This window comes from Corynebacterium kalidii (assembly GCF_022869005.1).
In the GTDB taxonomy this organism is placed as follows: Bacteria; Actinomycetota; Actinomycetes; order Mycobacteriales; family Mycobacteriaceae; genus Corynebacterium; species Corynebacterium kalidii.
This window is the reverse complement of sequence record NZ_JALIEA010000006.1, coordinates 104126-122378: the sequence shown is the minus strand read 5'-3', so window position 1 is coordinate 122378 and position 18253 is coordinate 104126. Positions and strand designations below refer to the sequence as shown.

General features: G+C 70.6%; 20 protein-coding genes. 7 read left to right on the top strand and 13 right to left on the bottom strand.

What is annotated here, in order from left to right; all coding sequences use genetic code 11:
• Nucleotides 1-5: 5 nt before the first annotated feature.
• The gene (locus tag MUN33_RS01040) at nt 6-1259 is read right to left on the bottom strand and encodes an FUSC family protein (protein ID WP_244803051.1); all 1254 of its coding nucleotides are present in this window, start codon (nt 1257-1259) and stop codon (nt 6-8) included.
• A 66-nt stretch (nt 1260-1325) separates the two neighbouring features.
• On the opposite strand from MUN33_RS01040, the gene MUN33_RS01035 reads away from it, so the two are divergent.
• Both MUN33_RS01035 and MUN33_RS01030 read left to right on the top strand, forming a co-directional pair.
• A complete protein-coding gene (locus MUN33_RS01035; RefSeq protein ID WP_244803050.1) occupies nt 1326-1967 on the top strand; it encodes a TetR/AcrR family transcriptional regulator in 642 nt (213 codons plus the stop codon).
• On the top strand, nt 1964-3514 hold the full coding sequence (locus MUN33_RS01030; protein ID WP_369414910.1) for an MFS transporter: 1551 nt from the start codon (nt 1964-1966) through the stop codon (nt 3512-3514). The genes MUN33_RS01035 and MUN33_RS01030 overlap by 4 nt, the downstream gene beginning before the upstream one ends.
• A 40-nt stretch (nt 3515-3554) precedes the next feature.
• Here the strand turns inward: MUN33_RS01030 and MUN33_RS01025 are convergent, their stop codons facing one another.
• The 4 genes from MUN33_RS01025 to MUN33_RS01010 all read right to left on the bottom strand — a co-directional run bounded on the left by MUN33_RS01025 (nt 3555) and on the right by MUN33_RS01010 (nt 7372).
• On the bottom strand, nt 3555-4544 hold the full coding sequence (locus tag MUN33_RS01025; RefSeq protein WP_244803049.1) for an endonuclease/exonuclease/phosphatase family protein: 990 nt from the start codon (nt 4542-4544) through the stop codon (nt 3555-3557).
• A 6-nt stretch (nt 4545-4550) separates the two neighbouring features.
• Nucleotides 4551-5036, bottom strand: a complete 486-nt coding sequence (locus MUN33_RS01020) for a DUF3151 domain-containing protein (protein ID WP_244803048.1) — start codon at nt 5034-5036, stop codon at nt 4551-4553.
• 14 nt (nt 5037-5050) lie between these two features.
• A complete protein-coding gene (gene fbaA / locus MUN33_RS01015; RefSeq protein WP_244803047.1) occupies nt 5051-6088 on the bottom strand; it encodes a class II fructose-bisphosphate aldolase in 1038 nt (345 codons plus the stop codon).
• 123 nt (nt 6089-6211) lie between these two features.
• Complete coding sequence (locus MUN33_RS01010) at nt 6212-7372, bottom strand: glycoside hydrolase family 76 protein (RefSeq protein ID WP_244803046.1); 1161 nt, start codon at nt 7370-7372, stop codon at nt 6212-6214.
• Between the two features lie 56 nt (nt 7373-7428).
• Between MUN33_RS01010 and MUN33_RS01005 the strand changes: the two genes are divergently transcribed.
• Both MUN33_RS01005 and MUN33_RS01000 read left to right on the top strand, forming a co-directional pair.
• The gene (locus tag MUN33_RS01005) at nt 7429-8058 is read left to right on the top strand and encodes a DUF1707 SHOCT-like domain-containing protein (RefSeq protein WP_244803045.1); all 630 of its coding nucleotides are present in this window, start codon (nt 7429-7431) and stop codon (nt 8056-8058) included.
• Between the two features lie 172 nt (nt 8059-8230).
• Nucleotides 8231-8575 (top strand): hypothetical protein, encoded by a 345-nt coding sequence (locus MUN33_RS01000; RefSeq protein WP_244803044.1) that lies wholly within the window; start codon nt 8231-8233, stop codon nt 8573-8575.
• A 58-nt stretch (nt 8576-8633) separates the two neighbouring features.
• Here the strand turns inward: MUN33_RS01000 and MUN33_RS00995 are convergent, their stop codons facing one another.
• Genes MUN33_RS00995 through MUN33_RS00980 form a run of 3 tightly spaced genes read right to left on the bottom strand, consistent with a single transcriptional unit; the run spans nt 8634 to nt 10868 of the window.
• Nucleotides 8634-9365: a hypothetical protein gene (locus tag MUN33_RS00995; RefSeq protein ID WP_244803075.1), complete on the bottom strand. Its 732-nt coding sequence runs from the start codon at nt 9363-9365 to the stop codon at nt 8634-8636.
• 4 nt (nt 9366-9369) lie between these two features.
• Nucleotides 9370-10161 carry a hypothetical protein gene (locus tag MUN33_RS14150; RefSeq protein WP_305037363.1) on the bottom strand — a complete coding sequence of 264 codons (792 nt, stop codon included), beginning with the start codon at nt 10159-10161 and terminating at the stop codon, nt 9370-9372.
• Nucleotides 10158-10868, bottom strand: a complete 711-nt coding sequence (locus tag MUN33_RS00980; protein ID WP_369414909.1) for an ABC transporter ATP-binding protein — start codon at nt 10866-10868, stop codon at nt 10158-10160. Before MUN33_RS00980 ends, MUN33_RS14150 begins: the two co-directional genes overlap by 4 nt.
• Before the next feature lie 135 nt (nt 10869-11003).
• On the opposite strand from MUN33_RS00980, the gene MUN33_RS00975 reads away from it, so the two are divergent.
• The 3 genes from MUN33_RS00975 (at nt 11004) to MUN33_RS00965 (ending at nt 13308) form a co-directional block, all read left to right on the top strand.
• Nucleotides 11004-11894 (top strand): sensor histidine kinase, encoded by an 891-nt coding sequence (locus MUN33_RS00975; protein ID WP_244803042.1) that lies wholly within the window; start codon nt 11004-11006, stop codon nt 11892-11894.
• Nucleotides 11891-12553: a response regulator gene (locus MUN33_RS00970; RefSeq protein ID WP_244803041.1), complete on the top strand. Its 663-nt coding sequence runs from the start codon at nt 11891-11893 to the stop codon at nt 12551-12553. The genes MUN33_RS00975 and MUN33_RS00970 overlap by 4 nt, the downstream gene beginning before the upstream one ends.
• A gap of 389 nt (nt 12554-12942) precedes the next feature.
• On the top strand, nt 12943-13308 hold the full coding sequence (locus MUN33_RS00965) for a DUF1801 domain-containing protein (RefSeq protein WP_244803040.1): 366 nt from the start codon (nt 12943-12945) through the stop codon (nt 13306-13308).
• Between the two features lie 37 nt (nt 13309-13345).
• Here the strand turns inward: MUN33_RS00965 and MUN33_RS00960 are convergent, their stop codons facing one another.
• From MUN33_RS00960 to MUN33_RS00940, 5 genes are read right to left on the bottom strand one after another with little or no spacing between them, the layout of a single operon-like run.
• Complete coding sequence (locus tag MUN33_RS00960) at nt 13346-14362, bottom strand: SIS domain-containing protein (protein WP_244803039.1); 1017 nt, start codon at nt 14360-14362, stop codon at nt 13346-13348.
• Nucleotides 14363-14419: 57 nt separating this feature from the next.
• Nucleotides 14420-15256: a PfkB family carbohydrate kinase gene (locus MUN33_RS00955; protein ID WP_244803038.1), complete on the bottom strand. Its 837-nt coding sequence runs from the start codon at nt 15254-15256 to the stop codon at nt 14420-14422.
• A 3-nt stretch (nt 15257-15259) separates the two neighbouring features.
• Nucleotides 15260-16390, bottom strand: coding sequence for an NAD(P)/FAD-dependent oxidoreductase (locus tag MUN33_RS00950; RefSeq protein WP_244803037.1), 1131 nt, complete (start codon nt 16388-16390; stop codon nt 15260-15262).
• 12 nt (nt 16391-16402) lie between these two features.
• Nucleotides 16403-17470 (bottom strand): Gfo/Idh/MocA family protein, encoded by a 1068-nt coding sequence (locus MUN33_RS00945; protein ID WP_244803036.1) that lies wholly within the window; start codon nt 17468-17470, stop codon nt 16403-16405.
• Complete coding sequence (locus tag MUN33_RS00940) at nt 17471-18244, bottom strand: amino acid ABC transporter ATP-binding protein (protein WP_244803035.1); 774 nt, start codon at nt 18242-18244, stop codon at nt 17471-17473. It abuts the gene before it with no gap.
• Nucleotides 18245-18253: the final 9 nt, after the last annotated feature.

The following is an 18253-nucleotide window of genomic DNA, read 5'->3' as shown; positions in this document are numbered from 1 at the left end:
TGGCGCTAGGCCCGTTCGCCCCCGTTCCGACCGTCCCGACCGTCCCATACCTCCGGCGGGAACTGCGGGTCCTCCACGGTGGGCTGCAGCACGGACATCGCCGACTCCCGCGACATGCCGCAGATCTGGAGGGTGTCGACGATGATCGACCGGCACTGTGCCAGCACGACGGTGCCCGACAGGCCCGAGTCCTCGGCGACGGAGAGGTCCGCGGCGCCGGCCAGCACCTGCAGCCGACGGGTGATCTCCGGGATCTCCATGAGCTCCTGTCGGGTGCCCCTCGTACCGCCCGAGGCGTAGAGGGTGCCGAGGTTGCCCAGCGCGTCGGAGAGGTCCCGGATCAGTCTGGGCAGGTCCGGTTTCGGCGTGACCCCGTCGCCGACCATGATCTCGGCGCGTCGGGCGAGGACACGGGAGTTGCGCATCACGTTGTCCACCGGCACGAGGATCCGCTTCATCGACCGGGCGTAGCGGCGCGCGGACCAGTAGATCGGCGAGATGTTGACGACCTCGTCGCCGCCGCCGACCGAGGACATCAGCTCGTCGACACCGGTCTGGGTGCTGCGGGCGGTGACCAGTGCCTCCCTGATCAGCTTCTCGTCACGGTCCTCGATGCCCTGGGCGACGTCGTCGAGCACCAGGGCCGCCTTGCTGATGAGGCTGGCGACCTCCCGTCGGGCGGTGCGTAACGGGCTGTTCGGGATGACCGCGACGACGAGCAGGCCGACGATGCCGCCGATGAGCGCGTCGACCATGCGCTCCCAGCCCGCCTGGTCCCCCGGCGGGATGAGGGTCGCCACCAGGACGGCGGAGCTCGCCGCCTGGTTGGCGACCATCGGTCCCTTGTCGACGAAGACGGCCAGTAGCATGGCGACGAACACCGCGACGGTGATCTGCCAGGCGCCCTCCCCGATCTGGGAGATGACGAGGTCGCCGATGCCGATGCCGACGGCGACGCCGATGACCAGTTCGAGTCCCCGCCGGGCCCGTTTGCCGCCGTAGGCGCCGAGGCTGATGACCGCGGCGATGGGCGCGAAGAACGGCTGTTCGTGGCCGACGATGTTGTGGGCGATGTAGAAAGCCAGGCCCGCGGAGACCGCGCACTGCAGGGCGAAGACCGAGCTGCCCCGCACCCTGTTGACCCGCTCGACGACGGCGAAGCGCCGGAGGGACTCCGCGGCGGACTTCACCCCGGCGCGCGCCCGTTCCCGTTGGCGTTCCCGGGCCCGCCTGTCCCGTTGTTTGCGGCTGTCTGTCATGGCGTCCATTGTGACATGTCCCGTTGCGGCACCCGTCCCGGATCCTGTACACATGTACATGTACAGATGTCCATCAACAGGAAGGCCGCAGACGTGCCCACACCGGACCACCCGGCGATACCCCGACCCGGCAAACGCGACCCCGCCGGCCGCCGTGCGGCGATCCTCGACGCGGCCGCCGAACTGATCTGCGAGAAGGGCGCGTCGTCACTGACCCACCGGGCGGTGGCCGCCCGCGCCCACGTCGCCGTCGGGTCCACCACCCAGTACTTCGACAGCATCGACGACCTCCGCGACGAGGCCTTGCAGACCCTCGCCGACGAGACCGAGGAGGAACTCGCCGAGATCGCCCGGATCCTCGGCAACCTCGACAGCCCCGCCGGAGTCGACGAGGTCATCACCACCTGCGCGCAGATCATGGCCGACTTCCTGGAGGACACCCGCCAGGTCCGGGCCAACATCGCCATGATCAGCACCGCCATGACCGACCCGTCGCTGCGCACGCTCGCCCTGCAGTGGTCCGACCAGCTCACCGACCTGCTCGCCGGACGCGTCGGCCGGGCCCGCGCCTCGGCGGCCGTCGCCTACATCGACGGACTCACCGTCCACGCCGCACTGCACGACACCCCGACCGACGCCGCATCCGTCGCCGCGGTGCTCACCGCACTCCTCCACATGCCCGACCCACACCAGGAGCACTCACCGTGACCACACCGACCGGCCCCACCGCCCGCCGCCCCCGTCCCGCCGACGGCATGTCCCGCACCGCCCGCTGGGCCGCCACCGCCGTGCTCACCGCCAGCCTGCTGGTGATCACGATGGACATGACCATCCTCAACATCGCCCTGCCCGAGATGTCCGCGGAGCTGCAGCCGACCTCCACCCAACAGCTCTGGATCGTGGACATCTACTCCCTGGTCCTCGCCGGACTGCTGGTGTCCTGGTCGGCGGTGGCCGACCGGTGGGGACGCAAGAAGATGCTGATGCTGGGCTACAGCTTCTTCATCGTCGCCTCCCTGCTGGTCCTCGTCGCCGACTCCGCCGCCCAGATCATCGCGATCCGGGCCTTCCTGGGCGTCGGCGGCGCCATGATCATGCCCCAGACGCTGTCGATGATCCGCGTGATCTTCACCGACCTGAAGGAACGCGCCACCGCACTGAGCATCTGGGCCGCCGTCTCCGGCCTGGGCGCGGCCTTCGGCCCCCTGGTCGGCGGTATCCTGCTGGAGCATTTCAGCTGGCATGCCGCCTTCCTGGTGAACGTCCCGCTGATGGGGCTGGCGATCATCGCCGGGTATTACCTGCTGCCCGAGTCCACGGTGCCGGACCCGGGACGGTGGGACGTCTTCGGCGCCGTGCAGTCCATGGTGGGCATGGTGCTGCTGGTGTGGTCGGTGAAGGAGTTCGGCAAGGAGGCGTCGTTCGCCGTACCGGAGGCCCTGGCCGCCTTCGCCGCCGCCGTGGCGGTCCTCGCCTGGTTCACCGTGCGCTGCCTGCGTAGCGACTCACCGCTGCTGGAGCTGCGGCTGTTCCGCAACCGCCCCTTCACCGCCGGGATCATCGCGGCCCTCGGCTCGACGTTCGCCATGATCGCCGCCCTGTTGCTGCTGGCCCAGTGGCTGCAGCTCGTCGACGGGGCGAGCCCGATCGAGACCGGCGTGAAGCTGATCCCCGTCGCCGTGGCCGCCGCCGTCGCGTCCATCGCCGCTCCCCCACTGAGCCGTCTGGTCGGCTCGCGCGGCGTCCTGGCCGGTGGCCTGGTCCTCGCCGGTGGAGGACTGCTCTACATCGGCCTGACCCCCGGCGACGTCACCTACCCGACGATCCTCGCGGCGATGGTCCTGGTCGGGGCCGGCGTGGGCTCACTGGCCATCGCCTCGGCGATGATCATGGGCGGCTCCCCGGAGGACAAGGCGGGCAACGCCGGCGCCCTGGAGGAGGCCTCCTACGAACTCGGCGCCGTGCTGGGCATCACGGTGCTGGGGAGCGTCTCGGCGCTGGTGTTCCGCGACCACCTGCACGACCTGGCCTCCGGGCTCGGACTGCCCGGTGCGGTCGTCGACCCTGCCGGTGAATCCCTCGGCGCCGCGATGCACATCGCCGAGGAGGCGCAACTGCCGGCCCTGGCGTCCAGCGCGGCCGAGGCCTTCACCGACTCACTGCAGGTGGCCGGCGTCATCGGCGGTGCGCTCATGGTCCTCGTCGGCACCGCGGTCTTCCTGATCACCCCGAAGGGGACGCAGGCGGCGCATTAGGACATGTCCGGGCCCGCCGGACCGCCCCACCCTGACCTGCTCAGACGGTGATGTCCGCCCACACCCCGCGGTGGTCCGTCCCCTCGACCCGCACCGTGCCGGCGTCGGTGCAGGTGGCGTCCCGGACGAGCACGTGGTCGATCCGCACCAGCGGGAACCGGTCAGGCCACGTCGGCGCACCCGCCGGCCGGTGCACCCAGCCACCGCCCTCGCACCTGGTCAGCCCCGTGTGGTCGAGGAGGTCCCGGAACTCCGGGTGGGCGACGGTGGCGTTGAAGTCCCCCGCCAGGACCAGCGGGATCCCCTCGTCCGGGAACCCGCCTGCCAGCCTGCCGAGGTCCTCCCGCCACCCGGTGACCAGGTCACTGAACGCCGGCGGGAGGGTGTGCACACCGTAGACGTCCACCGGTGTGGACCCCGCCAGCCGGACCGACGGGGTCTGGTGCCCGGTCAGCCCGTGGTCACCGGTGACCCGCGACGGCGCCGGGGCGTCCTGCCGGACGAGGACGGCCGTGCCGGACGCGCCGCCGCCCTCCTCGACAGGCGCCGTGGCGGTCAGCCCTGTCCCCCGCGCCACCGCCGAGACCTCCGCGGGAGAGGTCTCGGTGAGGACGAGGAAGTCCGGGTCGAGTCTGCGGGTCTCGTCGATGACCGACGCGTCGTCGGCACCGTTGAAGAAGGTGTTGAGCGCCATCACCCGCAGCGTCTCCCCCGGGGCGTCACCGTGCGACGCCTCCCCCAGGGCGCCGGACCGGGTGGTCACCGTACCGACGGGCAGGACGACGCCCACGACGAGCAGGACGGCGACCACGGACCACCATGCGGCGCGTCGTCGCCACGCCTGCCAGCACACCACCACCAGGCAGAGGAGCGCCCCGAGGACCGCGACGGGAAAAACCGCCTGCGCCGCGGGGACGAACCGGGCAAGGCTGTCGGGCAATGTGCCGGTGACCCGCCACCACGGGGTGGACGCCCAGACCAGGAACAGGACGAGGGCGCCCGTCGGGACGGCCCGCAGCAGCCGCCGCACCGTCGCCTACGCCTCCGGAGACGCCCCGTCAGACCCTGCAGCACCTGAGGACATGGCCTCGGCGGCGCCCGGGTCGCAGTCGTTGACGAGGTTGAGGCACCGGATGTACTCGTCCTCCTCGCCGATGGCCTGGGCCGCGGTCGCGAGCATCATGATCGCGCGCAGGACGCCACGGTTCGGCTCATGGGCCCACGGCACCGGGCCGGTGCCGCGCCACCCGTTGGAACGCAGCGCGTCGAGCCCGCGGTGGTAGCCGGTGCGTGCGCAGGCGTAGGCGGTGACCTTCTCGGTCCCCTGCCCCGCACCCTGGGACAGGTGGTAGCCGGCCAGCGCGGCCCACACACCGGAGTCCTTCGGGTTCGCCACGGCCAGGGTCTCGAGCTCCTCGAGGGACTCCGACCCGGTCACCGCGGTGGCCAACTCCACCGGCAGACGTACCTCCGGGTGCTCCGCGCCGAAGAGGTCACGGCCCTTACGGATCTGTTCCGCCATCGGTTCCCCGCCCCTTACTTCGACAGCGTGGTGCCGACGGAGTGCAGGTCGCGGCATGCCTCGACGACACGCTCGCTCATCGCGGCCTCCGCCTTCTTCAGGTAGGAACGCGGGTCGTAGACCTTCTTGTTGCCGACCTCGCCGTCGACCTTCAGCACGCCGTCGTAGTTGGCGAACATGTGGCCGGCGACCGGACGGGTGAAGGCGTACTGGGTGTCGGTGTCGACGTTCATCTTGATCACGCCGTACCGCAGCGCCTCCTCGATCTTCTCCTTCTCGGAACCGGAGCCGCCGTGGAACACGAAGTCGAAGGGCTGCGCGTCCTCAGACAGGCCCAGCTTCTTCGCCGCGGTCTTCTGGCCCATGTCCAGGACCTCCGGGCGCAGCTTCACGTTGCCGGGCTTGTACACGCCGTGGACGTTGCCGAAGGTGGCGGCCAGCAGGTAGCGCTGCCCCCGGTCACCGGCGCCGATGGCGTCGACGGTCTTCTCGAAGTCCTCGGCGGTGGTGTACAGGTTGTCGCCGGCCTTGGCCTCGACACCGTCCTCCTCGCCGCCGACGACGCCGATCTCGATCTCGAGGATGATGTTCGCCTCGGCACAGCGGGGCAGCAGGTCCTTGGCGATCTCGAGGTTCTCGTCGATCGGGATGGCCGAACCGTCCCACATGTGGGACTGGAACAGCGGGTTCTCACCGGCCTCGACGCGCTTGCGGGAGATCTCGACCAGGGGACGGACGTAGGTGTCGAGCTTCTCCTTCTGGCAGTGGTCGGTGTGCAGGGCGACATTGACGCCGTAGTGCTTCGCGGCCTGGTGTGCGAAGTGCGCCAGCGCCTCGGCACCGGCGACCATGTTCTTCACACCGAGCCCGGAACCGAACTCCGCGCCGCCGGTGGAGAACTGGATGATGCCGTCGGACTCGGCGTCCGCGAACCCCTTCAGGGCCGCGTTGATCGTCTCCGACGAGGTGCAGTTGATCGCCGGGAAGGCGAAACCGCCCTCCTTGGCCTTGTCCAGCATGTCGCGGTAGACGGCGGGTGTTGCGATGGGCATGGGTGTTCCTCCGTGTGTGGTCGACGGGTGGGGTTCCGCGTTCTCCGTTCAAGTATGCCGTGCTCCGGCGGATCTGTCAGTCGCCCTCACCCCTCCGGGGTCACCCAAGGTCCCGGCGGTGGATCATTCGCCGTCGTCGGTGACCGCGGCGGCGGCCTCCATGAGCATCCACCCGGAGAGCTGGACCGACAGGTCACGTTCCGGGATCTCCGCGGAGGCGGCGGAACCGGCCAGCGCGGCACCCATCAGCCCGCCGGCCTGCGGCAGGACCGCGTCGCCGCCCCAGGACGCGGGGAACACCGGCAGTCCGTCGACCTCCAGGCGGTAGCGCCACACCGACTCCGCCGACCGCAGGACGATCCGTCGGGCCAGACGCCGCGTCGCTGCACTGGCCCGGTCGTCGCCGGGCAACGAGGTCGCGACCAGGGCGAGGTAGCGGGCGAGGATCCCCTTGAACAGGCCGTTGTCCCCGCCCTGCGCCTTCCAGTCCAACGACCAGTTCGGGTTGGTCATGTGGTGGGAGACGGCCTCGACGAGCCGGTGCACGCGGGTGAGCGCCTGGGTGCCGACCGGGTCCACGGCGTCCATGTCGATACCGGCGGCCCGTCGCTGGGCGCGGGCGAGCTCCAGGTTCGCCCCGATCATCACCCCCTGGCAGTAGGCGTGGATCTCCGGGACGGTCTCCGGCCCCGAGAGCTTCATCTTGATCCCGTCCATCACCAGGCCGTCGGTGTCGATGAGGTTGGCGTGGACCCAGTCGACGAGCTGCTCGGCCAGCTCGACCCGGCCCGTCCGGGCGGCGAGGATCGCGACCGGCCCGTTGGTGGGCACGTTGTAGAACGTCTCGCCGACACGCCACGGCATGACACCGGTGAGGGGGTCGACGCCGTCGAAGATGTCCTGTTCCAGGGCGTGACGGTAGCGGACCTTGCCGTAGCGGTCGAGGCGCTCGACACGCTCCAGGGCGAGGGCGAGCCACGCCTTGTCGTCGTAGTAGCTGTTGCGGGTCAGCCGGCCGAAGTTGCGTATCCGCATGCCGCGGACGGTGCGCCGGATGAAGCTGAGGCGCAGCCGGGTGTTACGGCGCAGGGCGGCGTCGACCTGGCAGTCGATGTAGTGGGCCTGCCACCAGTAGTGCCAGTGGTAGAAGAGTTTGTCACGGGTGGTCGGTGGCCACGCGACGACGGCGAGGTTGGTCCGGGGCACGGCCCAGAGCCGCCCGCCGTGGCGTTCGGTGATTGCCTGCTCGGCAAGATCTGCGCGGTGGTCCCAACGTTCCTGCATAACTCATATTGTGCATGCGCACCGGCCCATTCCGCACGTATTGGTAGCCTGACCACATGAGTGATACGGGTGACGCGGGCGGCGCCGGTGACGCACGTGGTGTGGACAGGTTACGCCTCAGCGACAACGACAGGGTCCACGCGCTGAGCGCGTTGGGGACCCACTTCGCCGACGGCCGCCTGGACGAGCACGAGTTCGACGAACGCTCGGGCACCGTCGCCGAGGCGAAGACGGTGGGCGAGCTGCGTCCACTGTTCACCGACCTGCCCGGCGGGCTCCCCTTCGACGCGCACGGCTCGGCCGTCGCGGTACCGGGGCAGGACGACGTGGCCGCGTCCTCTCCCGGAACCGGGCCGTCCCCACGCGACGCGGAGGTCGCCGAGCTGGAGAGCCTGCGCAGGCGGGGAAAGCTGGTGCAGACCATCGACGGGGTGGTCTTCGGGGTGACGCTGGTGACCTTCCTGGTGCTGCAGTTCGTCGTCGACCTGAGCTACGCCTGGATCGTATGGCCGTCACTGGTGGTCACCCTGTCGCTGCCACGGATGCTGCTGAAGTACTCCGACGAGGACGAGGAACTCTTCGAGGAGATCAAGGAAGCCGACCAGGAGACACGGAAGGACCGGCTGCGCCGGGCCGCCGAGCGGATGCAGGAGCTGGAGCCCCGGGACAGGCGCGACGAGGACTGACCGCGTGACGGTTGCCGACTGAGACCGGAATCGCGCAAAACCTTGAGCCCCTTAAGTGATTATGTAATGATCGATCCACCGGCGACGGCTGAGTATGACGTCCTCAGTCACCGTCGCTCTGTTTCTGTCATTATCTTCCGCTGCCTTCCGCACCATCACAGGAGAGTGCCCGATGTCCCACACCAGTCCGTCCATGCCCACCCGGCCGTCCGCCCTCCGCCGCTGGGCCACCCGCGCCACTGTCGCCGCCGCCGGCGCCGGTCTCGTTGCCGGCCTCGCCGCTCCGGCCGCGAGTGCCGCGCCGGAAGCTGAAACCAAGGCGCTCACTGTTGCGTGCCGGATCAACCACGACGTGAGGATCGGCCCCGTCTTCGGCGGGTACACCGAGGGCAACTGCCGCACCCAGCCGGGCATGTTCTACCGCGGGATCGGGGGCACCCCCGATAGGTACTCTCTCGGCCAGGTCTTCCTGCCCGGTGGCGCCAGCTACTCCGCCTGGGTGGACAAGATCTGGTAGGCCAGAACATCCCCATCACGCCCCGGGGTCTCAGCCGCTCCGCCGCCGTCCCGTCAGGTCACCCGTCCCGCCGGCGCGCCAGGACAACCGCGACCACCGCTGCGACAACTATCCACCCGACCAGAACCAGCGCCCCGCCCACCGGGCCCAGCACCGCGTCGGGCCGCGACCGGTACAGCATCGCGCCGGCCTCCCCCGGCAGCCAGCGGGCGTGCTCGGTGACCGCGGCGACCAGCGGAGGGAACACCACCACCAGGGCCAGCAGCCCGACCAGCGCCGGGACCATGTGCCTGACCGACGCGGTGACGAGGTGGGAGAACACCCCGACCAGGACGAGATACACGGCGGCACCGAGCAGGCGGGCTGCGTCGTCACCGGGGGTACTGCTGCCGGAGTCTCCTGTCACCGTCGCCATCAGTACCCCGCTGCCCAGCGTCAGGATCACCGCGCCCGCCACCACGGTGCCCGTGGCGACGGTCTTGCCGAGCAGCAGGTGCCCGCGACGGGGCTCCGCGGTCAGTGTGGTCCGGAACTGCCCCCCGGCGTACTCGTGCGCGGTCGGCAGGATCCCCAGCAGGATGATGCCGACCTGCAGGAAGGGAACGATCTGCAGCACCGGCATATCCTCCGACGGCCCTCCCATCGCCGCGGTGAACACCACGGTGAAAGCCACGGTCGCCAGGACTGTCACGGTCACCGCGGGGAGGGTGCGCAGTTTCTCCAGCTCCGCTGCCGTGGTGCGCGCGATGCTCCGCGTCGGTGTGGCTGCCGGCGTGTCTACGGTACCCATCACGTCACCCGTCCCGTCGTTCGAAGACGACACCGGCGATGACCAGCATCACCAGCGTCCACGCCAGCATCACCAGCGCACCGGGCAGGGGTTCCAGGCCGCCCTCGGCACCCTCGATGCCGAAGAGGTTGCGTCCGGCCATGTCCGGCAGCCAGTTCGCCAGCTCGGTCACCCGGCTCAACAGGAACGTCACCGACACCAACGAGCTGTTGGCGATGAAGACCACCAGGGGGATCGTCCCGCTGCGGGTCAGGACGGTGACGGCGAAGGCGATCAACCCCATGCACGCCCAGTACAGCGTCGCCCCGCCGGACCGCAGCAGGGCGTCCGACAGCGACACGCTCTCCTGCGCCACGGACCCGGTCACCACCCACGCCACACCGACCGACGCCGGGACCGCCACCAGGGCCGTCGCGACTACGAGGGCCACAACCGTGACGACCTTCGAGACCAGCAGGTCCACCCGGCGCGGGGACGACACCAGGGTGGTGGCGATCTGACGTCCGCCGCCGGACTCGGCACGGTCCGCGGTGTACTCGCTGCCGATGACCACCACGCCGATGACCAGCGCCCCGATCACGCCGGTGATCGGCATCGCCGTGACCGCGGACTCGAACGGCGAGGTGCCTGACGAATCGGCGATCATGTCCTCCTGCCCGGAGGACACGGCGCCGCGCACGCTGACGGCGTTGAGGACGGCCAGGGCCACCGACCCCACCACCGTCACGGCCGCCCCGGCCCACACCGCGGGGAGTGTGGCCGCCTTGCGCAGTTCCGCACCGACGGTCGTCCTCATCGCCGCACCCCCGTTCCGCCGGTGAGGTCGAAGAACGCGTCCTCCAACGTCGGGTAGCCGCGAGTCACGTCCGCCACCGGGCCGGTGGCGACGATCCGCCCGCCGGTGATCACGACGAGGTCGTCGGCGATCTCCGCGACCTCCCCCATCAGGTGGCTGGACAGCAGGACGGTGCCCCCGGCGTCCGCGTGCGCACGCAGCAGGCGGCGCAGCCACCGGATGCCCTCCGGGTCGAGCCCGTTGACCGGCTCGTCGAGGACCAGGACATCCGGCTCGCCCAGCAGCGCGGTCGCCAGGCCGAGTCGTTGCCCCATGCCCAGGGAGAAGCGTCCCACCCGGGTGCGTGCGGCGTCGGTCAGGTCGACGGCGGCGAGGACCTCGTCGACCCGGCCCGACGGGATCCCGTTGCTGCGGGCGACCCAGGCGAGGTGGTTGCGGGCGGTGCGGGAGCGGTGCGCGCCCGACCCGTCCAGCAGCGAACCGACGCGGGTGACGGGACGGTCCAGCGACGGGTACGGCCTACCGTCCACCAGGGCGGTGCCCGAGGTGGCCCGGTCGATGCCGAGCAGGATCCGCAGGGTGGACGACTTCCCCGCACCGTTCGGCCCCAGGAACCCGGTCACCGCCCCGGGACGGGCCTGGAAGGAGACGTCGTCGAGGATGGTCCGTGGTCCCCGCGTCTTCGTGAGACTGTCGATTCTGATCATGACACCCATCCCACCCGGCGGGCGCGCCGTCAGTCATCGGCCCGGGGACCGGACTTCGCGCGGACCCCACGGACCGTGGTCCCTCGTACCGTGGTCCGATGTGGGCGTCGTCGCCGGCGGATAGACTCCGGAGCTATGCATGATGACCGGCCGACCTGGCGTTCGCGGACGTGGCTCGCCGCGACCGTGGCCATCGCCCTGGTGTTGTGCGGGCTGCTGGCGATGGGTGTCGACAGCCCGGCGGCCGCGTGGACGGCGGTCCTGGCCGCGGTGGGGACGAGTCTCGCCCTCGCCGCGGGCGCGGCCCTGAAGGCCCGGTCGGAACGGCGTCGCTACGAGGCGGAGCTGGAGACGTGGGCGGCGGAGAAGGCCACGCAGACCGAGCGGCTCCGCATCGCCGGGGAACTGCATGACCTGGTCTCCCACGGTCTCGGCCTGATCACCGTCCGCGCGGCGGCGGCGTCGGGCGCGACAGGCCCGCAGGGTGACGCGGAACGTCGGGCCGCGTTGGCCGACATCGAGGCGGTAGGGCGGGAGACGACGACGGAGCTGCGCCGCATGCTCACCGTCCTGCGCTCCCCGGACGCCGCGCACGACGCGCCGGACGCGCCGCTGCGTCCCGCGGAGACGCTCGGGGACCTTCCGGCGATCGTCGACGCAGCCGTCGGCGCGGGCGTCCCGGCCGAGCTGCGGCTCGGCGAGCTCGGCCACGTCTCCCCCGGCGTGCAGGTCGCGGTGTGCGCGTCGGTGCGGGAGGCACTGGCCAACGTCCTGCGCCACGCCGGGCAGACACCGGCGACGGTGGACGTACGACGCGACGGCAGCGACGGCGGGGACTCAGGGGACGTTGTCGTCACCGTCACGGACGCGGGCCCCGCACCCGACCACCGTCCCCAGCCCGGGGCGGGTCACGGACTGTCCGCGTTACGCCGGCGCGCCGAGGGCCTGGGCGGCTCCCTGACGACGCTCAGACAGGCCGACGGGTTCCGGCTCCGCCTCCGTTTCCCGGACGGTGACCTCCGGTGATCCGGGTGCTGGTGGTCGACGACCAGCCGTTGCTGCGCCACAGCCTGCGGCTGATCATCGACGGCGCGGACGGGTTGTCCTCCGTGGGCGAGGCGGCCGACGGTGAGGACGCCGTCCGGCAGGCGCGGACCCTGCTCCCCGATGTCGTTCTGATGGACATCAGGATGCCCGGTCAGGACGGCCTGGAAGCCACCCGCCGGATCACCGCCGATCCGGCGCTGGCCGCGACGAAGGTGATCGTGCTCAGCATGTTCGACCTCGACGAGTACGTCCACGAGGCGTTGCGCGCCGGTGCCAGCGGATTCCTGCTGAAGGACGCCCGGCCCGACCAACTGGTCGACGCGGTGCGCCGGACCTGTGACGGGGAGTCGTTGTTCGCCCCGGCGATCCTGGCGCGGCTGGTGGAGCACTTCGTCCACTCGCCACGCACGGCCGCCGGTGGTGGGCGGGTCGCGGGCCTGGCGCGGTTGACCGCCCGGGAGACCGAGGTGCTCACCCTGGTGGCCCGGGGCCGGTCGAACGGCGAGATCGCCGATGACCTGACCATATCGATGCGCACGGTGAAGACCCATGTCGGCAACCTGCTGGCCAAACTGGACGCACGGGACAGGGCGCAGCTGGTGATCGCCGCCTACGAGGCGGGGATCGTGGGGCGGTGAGGGTGGTTGGGTTGGTGAGGCGGTCGCCTGGGCCCTTACCTGGCCATTCCTTGGCCATTCCCTGGCCAATCCCTGACCCTCCCTTACCTGGGAGCCCGGGCCATTGTCGGTTTCCGGGCCTCAAAACCACCAACGCCCCGGGTTCTCAGGCGCACACGGGCCCGACGGCCCCGGCCGGGGGCTGCCACCCCGGACCTTTCCCCACCTGTACCCGTCCTGTATCCTGAGCTCGGTGGCTCGATCCACCACACGCACTTCCACGTGACGACCACGTGAATCATCGCGGAGAGGCCTGACCAGATCAGGACATGTCCGGATGGGGTGTGGCGCACGACAGCGCCGACTTCACGCCACCGATGCCCCGCCATCGGTCGAGGAAAGGACACACCATGCCGTCATCATCGTCGTCTAAGGACGCGAAGAACCTCTCCCGGGTACTCGACAAGATCGCCGGGATGGACGAACCACGCCGGTCCGTCATGCAGCACGCACACGACATCATCATGGCCGCGGCCCCCGACCTGAAACCCCGGATCTGGTACGGGATGCCTGCCTACGCCGCGTCGGCAAGTACTCCGGCACTGGTGACACTCCGTAACGACGAGCGGCTCAACCTCGCCCTCACCGAGAAAGTCACCACCGCCCCTGCCGGGGGCGCAGACGGGACGTTGACGCCCGCCGCATGGTACTTCGACAGCATCGATGCGGATGCCGAGAAGCGGATCGCCGAGATCGTACGCTCCGCAGTCTCCTGACCCCCGGCAGCGACCCCCGCCGCACGACCCACCCGGCTCAGTACGCGAACTGCCACATGTAGCGTCGGCCCTCGAGCGCGTACCCACGGACCGCGGCGTAGTGCGCGGCCAGGCGGAACATCAGCGCGTAGAACACCAGCGGGGCCACGAACCCACGCTGGTCACCGTCAATGCCGGGCAGGTCGAGGTCACGGCTGTCCAGCACCACCGTCTCCCCGGAGTACCGGGACAGGAAGTCCAGTGCGCGCTCCCCCATCGGGCGGGTCGCGTCCTCGCCGAGGAACAGGAAACTCCGCGTCTCGCTGTCGAAGACCTCGAAGGGCCCCTGGAAGAAGGTGTTGGCGTTGATCGTGGCGGCGTGCATCCACTGCATCTCCTGCAGGAAACAGGAGGTGAAGGTCTCTCCCGGCCCGACGAGCGGCCCGGACGCCACGAGGTAGGTCACCGGCACGTCCTTCATGTCCGCGGCGATGCGTGCGGCGCGGGGTTCGAAGGCGTGCACCGCCGCCTCGAGCGCTTCCGGCAGCGCCTCCAGGGCGGCCAGTTCCCCGGCGACGTCGACCCCTTCGCGCTGCAGCACCGCCAGCGCCACCAGCTGGAGCAGCAACTGGTTTGCCCAGCCGGACGTCCCGACGAACGCCGTGGGGACGGCGTCCGCGAGGGGTGAGTCGCCGCCCATCGTCACAGCGGCGACGTTGGCGCCACGCGCCACCGCCCACTGGGCGGCACGCACGGTCTCGGGGGTCTCCCCCTTCCCGGAGAAGACGAGCACCAGCGACGTCCCGTCGACGCCCCGTGGTGCGCGTGACACGAACTCGGCCGGGTTGACGTGGTCCGACGCCGTGACGGCCCGGCTGTCGAGCACGTACTTCATCGCCGTCAGCCCGGCGAACGACCCGCCGGCGCCGACGAGGTAGATGTGACGGAGGTCCGGGATGTCACGGACCCAGGCGGCGATGCCGTCCCAGAGGGACAGCCCCTCCCGGAGGGTCGGGACGTAGTCGTCGGGGATCGCGGCGGGGGTGGTGGGGCCGAGGTAGGTTCCGTCGGTCATGGTGGTACTCCTTCTGGTTGTTGCCTGGTTGTCAGTGCTGGTTGTCAGTGCTGATTGTCAGTGGGGGCTGTGTTGTGCGGCGACGGTGTCCGGCGCGGGATGCCCGAACGCGGAGACGGTCCCGCAGGTCGTGGCGGCGGCCTCGGCGGCGGCGGCGAGGAACTCCGGTGGGGCCTCGTGGCGCAGCAGTCCGGTGAGCACTCTCGCGAGGAAGGTGTCGCCCGACCCGAGGGTGTCGACGACGTGCGTGGGTGTCGCCGCCACGGACCACTGCCGGGCCCCGTGGAACAGGACGGCACCTGCGGCTCCGCGGGTCACGAGCACCCATTCGGCGCCCGCCGCGGTGACGGTGCCGGCCAGCTCGGCGACCTCGGTGTCGGTGAGGCCGCCGCCGGACACCGTGGCCAGCCAGAGGTGCGGGGCGACTGCGGCGATACGCCGTCGGTCCCCGTAGGTGGAGAAGTCGTAGGACACCTTCGTCCGGGAGCCGAGTTCGGCGACCCAGTCGTCCATGTGGGAGGACGCGCCGACGTGCACCGCGTCCGCCCGGGCGATCGCCGCGAGGTCCGCCGCGTCCGGGGTAAACAGTGACACCCCCAGGTCGGATCCGAGGAAGACCCGGTCGCCGTCACGGTGTCCGATGAGACACCACGCCGTCTGTCCGCCGGGAACCGTCCTGAGCAGGGAGGTCCCGACGCCTTCGGCGTCGAGGGAGCCGGCGATGAGCGTCCCTGCGTCGTCGTCGCCGACGGCTCCGAGGTAGGACGACGTGAGGCCGGAGCGTCGGGCGAAGACGGCGACGTTGACGCAGTTTCCTCCCGGGTACATCGTCTCCAGCGCCTGGTAGCGGTCGACGACGTTGTCCCCGACGGTGATCAGGTGGGGGGATGCCATGGGCTACTCTCCCCGGCGGAAACGCGACGGACGGAAGGTGTCCAGCAGCGGTGACGCGACACCGTCCGCGATCTCGGTGGCGAGGAGCTCCCCGACGAGCAGCCCGAGGGTCGCCCCGGAGTGGCTGAACGCGGTGTACAGGCCGTCGACCCCGTCCACCCGGCCGACGACGGGTTCCCCGTCACCGGGGATCGGTTTGTAGCCGGCGCCGATGTGGTCGAGTTCCAGGGTCGGGTGCCCGGCGAGGACGGCCGACGCCTCCTCCATCAGCCTGGCGACGACCGCGTCGTCGATGTCCAGCGAGCCGTCCTCCGCGACCCGGACGGTCTCCTCGGACCATCCCGAGTCCATGACGAGGCCGCCGTCGACCGCACGGCGGATCGCCACGTTCGGGGTGTTCAGGACGGTCTGCAGGTCCGACTCCACCGGCCGGGTCACGGCGACGAAGGCGGCGGGGCTGTCGTCACCGACACCGACCCCCGTCTCCCCCAGCAACGCCGGTGTCTGCGGCCCCGCGGCGACCACGACGGCGTCCGCGTCGATCCGCGAGCCGTCCCCGGTGGCGACCGCCGTCGCCCGGCCGTCCCCGGTGACGACGCTGCACCGTCCGGCGTTCTCGACGACGCGGCCGCCCCGGTCACGCACCTCGGCGGCCAGGACGCCGATGACGGTGGGCAGGTCGACCCACCCTTCACCGGGGTTGAAGATCGCACCTTCCGCCGCGACGGCCCCCGGGTCGATGCCGGGGACCAGGTCGGCGGCCTGGTCGGCGCTGACCCACACCGAGTCATAGCCCAGGGAGCGTTCATGGTCGTGGCGGTCCCGGAACGACTCCCCGTCGCCCGCCCAGGTCAGCCCACCGGAGAATTGCAGGGCGTCCGCGTGTTCCGGGTGGTTCAACCGCCAGGTCTTCCACCGGTCGATGCCCGCGAGCCGGAGGGTGTGGTACGGCAGGGAGCGGTGGCCTGCGGTGTTCAACCAGGCCAGGGACCGTCCGGACGCTCCGGACGCCAGGGCGCCGTCGGTCACCAGGGTCACCCGGATGTCCCGGCGCGCCAACTGGACGGCGGTGGAGACCCCGAAGATCCCTCCTCCGAGGACCGCGACATGACCGGGGGTGGAGTAACTATTCACAGCTCGTGCCTTTCAGTTGATGATTCGTTCGATGGTGTCGATGACTTCCAGGACGGCGAGGGGGCCGAGGGGTCCCGCCGGGTCCACGGGGACGGGTGCCCCGGTGGTGATCGCCGCGGCGAGAGACCGGTAGAACGCGGCGTAGTCTCCGTCGACGGTGGCGACGGGGTGCCGTTCCCCGCCGGTGCCGAGCACGCCCCACCGGCTGGCCGGGGTGGTGGCGAAGCCGTCGTCGCCGGGGCGCATGCCGTCCTTCAGCTGGGTCTCCTGCGGGTCCAGGCCCCAGCTCGTGTAACCGGCGCCCGAGCCGGCCACGTGGAAGCGGGGGGCCGGTGCCGGGGCGACCGCACTCATCCACAGGTGGCTGCGGACACCGGAGGCATGGTGCAGGGCGACGAAGACGTCGTCCTCCGCGCTGACCCGGGGACGGCGGGTGTCGAGCTCGGCGTACACGGCGCCGGCGTCGTCCCGGACCGGCCCGAACAGCTGGAGGGCCTGGTCGATGAGGTGCGTGCCGAGGTCGTGGAGCAGGCCACCGCCCTGGGCCCGGGTGCTGGTGGTCTTCCACGAGGCGGCGGTCGTGCCCTGGTCGGGTTTCCACCACTCGAACCGGGACTCGAAGCGGTGGACCTCGCCGAGCGTGCCCTCGGCGAGGAGCTTCCTGAGGGTCAGGAAGTCGCCGTCCCACCGTCGGTTCTGGAACACGGTGAGGAGCCGGCCGGCACCGGCGGCCTTGTCGACCAGGCGCCTGCCGCCTGCCGCCGACAGGGCGAAGGGTTTGTCGACGACGACGTGCAGGCCCGCGTCCAACGCCCGGGCGGCCATCTCCTCGTGGGTCCCGCTCGGGGTCCCGACGACCATCAGGTCGTACTGCTCCGGGTGGGCGAACACCTCGTCGGCGCTGCGGAGCAGGCGTGCGTGCGGGTACTCGGCGGCGGCCTGCCTCCGACGCCCGTCGTCGCCGGTGACGATGGCGCTGACCTCGTAGGAGGAGTCCGCGGCGAGGAAGGGTGCGTGGAAGACCCGTCCCGACGTCCCGAAACCGAGGACCGCGGTGCGCACAGGTGGCTGGCCCGGCATCTACAGCACCTCCGACAGGAAGGTCTTGAGCCGCTCGCTCTGCGGGTTGTTGAAGACCTGGTCAGGCGTGCCGGCCTCGACCACGCGGCCTTCGTCCATGAACAGGACCTGGTCGGCGACCTGTGCGGCGAAGGCCATCTCGTGGGTGACCACGACCATCGTCATCCCCTGCCTCGCGAGACGTTCCATCAGGTCGAGGATCCCCTTGACCAGCTCCGGGTCCAGCGCGCTGGTGGCCTCGTCGAAGAGCATGACCTCGGGGGTCATCGCCAGCGCGCGTGCAATGGCCACGCGCTGCTGCTGGCCGCCGGAGAGGTCCCGCGGCTTGTGGTCGGCGCGCTCGGCCAGCCCGACGTCCAGGAGCCTCTCGCGTGCCACCGCCGACGCCTCCTCCTTTCCCATCTTCTTGACGTTGCGCAGCGCCATCATCACGTTCTGTTCTGCGGTGTGGTCCGGGAAGAGGTTGAAATGCTGGAAGACCATCCCGACGCGGCGGCGCAGGTCGTCCTCCTTCATCGCGATGGCGTCCTCGCCGGCGAGGGTGACGGCCCCGGACGCCGGTTCATGCAGCCGGTTGATCCCGCGGAGCAGGGTCGACTTCCCGGAGCCGGACGGGCCGATGATGCATGTCGTGGTCCCGGGTTCCACCTCGACACTGACACCGTGGATGACGGTGATGTCACCGAAGGAGAGGACGAGGTCCTGGATCGAGAGGCCGGACCCGTGGTACTCACGGCCTTCCCCGGGTGCTGACGTCGGAGTGGGTGTGTTCATGGTTGTCCC

What these genes read in the sequence shown, in the direction of transcription:
- MUN33_RS00960 (WP_244803039.1), bottom strand. Translation starts at nt 14,362, where the DNA reads ATGACCGACGGAACCTACCTCGGCCCCACCACCCCCGCCGCGATCCCC.
- MUN33_RS00980 (WP_369414909.1), bottom strand. Translation starts at nt 10,868, where the DNA reads ATGATCAGAATCGACAGTCTCACGAAGACGCGGGGACCACGGACCATC.
- MUN33_RS00995 (WP_244803075.1), bottom strand. Translation starts at nt 9,365, where the DNA reads ATGGGTACCGTAGACACGCCGGCAGCCACACCGACGCGGAGCATCGCG.
- MUN33_RS01035 (WP_244803050.1), top strand. Translation starts at nt 1,326, where the DNA reads ATGTCCATCAACAGGAAGGCCGCAGACGTGCCCACACCGGACCACCCG.
- MUN33_RS14150 (WP_305037363.1), bottom strand. Translation starts at nt 10,161, where the DNA reads ATGAGGACGACCGTCGGTGCGGAACTGCGCAAGGCGGCCACACTCCCC.
- MUN33_RS00965 (WP_244803040.1), top strand. Translation starts at nt 12,943, where the DNA reads ATGCCGTCATCATCGTCGTCTAAGGACGCGAAGAACCTCTCCCGGGTA.
- MUN33_RS00955 (WP_244803038.1), bottom strand. Translation starts at nt 15,256, where the DNA reads ATGGCATCCCCCCACCTGATCACCGTCGGGGACAACGTCGTCGACCGC.
- MUN33_RS00940 (WP_244803035.1), bottom strand. Translation starts at nt 18,244, where the DNA reads ATGAACACACCCACTCCGACGTCAGCACCCGGGGAAGGCCGTGAGTAC.
- fbaA (WP_244803047.1), bottom strand. Translation starts at nt 6,088, where the DNA reads ATGCCCATCGCAACACCCGCCGTCTACCGCGACATGCTGGACAAGGCC.
- MUN33_RS00975 (WP_244803042.1), top strand. Translation starts at nt 11,004, where the DNA reads ATGCATGATGACCGGCCGACCTGGCGTTCGCGGACGTGGCTCGCCGCG.
- MUN33_RS01040 (WP_244803051.1), bottom strand. Translation starts at nt 1,259, where the DNA reads ATGACAGACAGCCGCAAACAACGGGACAGGCGGGCCCGGGAACGCCAA.
- MUN33_RS01005 (WP_244803045.1), top strand. Translation starts at nt 7,429, where the DNA reads ATGAGTGATACGGGTGACGCGGGCGGCGCCGGTGACGCACGTGGTGTG.
- MUN33_RS01000 (WP_244803044.1), top strand. Translation starts at nt 8,231, where the DNA reads ATGTCCCACACCAGTCCGTCCATGCCCACCCGGCCGTCCGCCCTCCGC.
- MUN33_RS01010 (WP_244803046.1), bottom strand. Translation starts at nt 7,372, where the DNA reads ATGCAGGAACGTTGGGACCACCGCGCAGATCTTGCCGAGCAGGCAATC.
- MUN33_RS01020 (WP_244803048.1), bottom strand. Translation starts at nt 5,036, where the DNA reads ATGGCGGAACAGATCCGTAAGGGCCGTGACCTCTTCGGCGCGGAGCAC.
- MUN33_RS00945 (WP_244803036.1), bottom strand. Translation starts at nt 17,470, where the DNA reads ATGCCGGGCCAGCCACCTGTGCGCACCGCGGTCCTCGGTTTCGGGACG.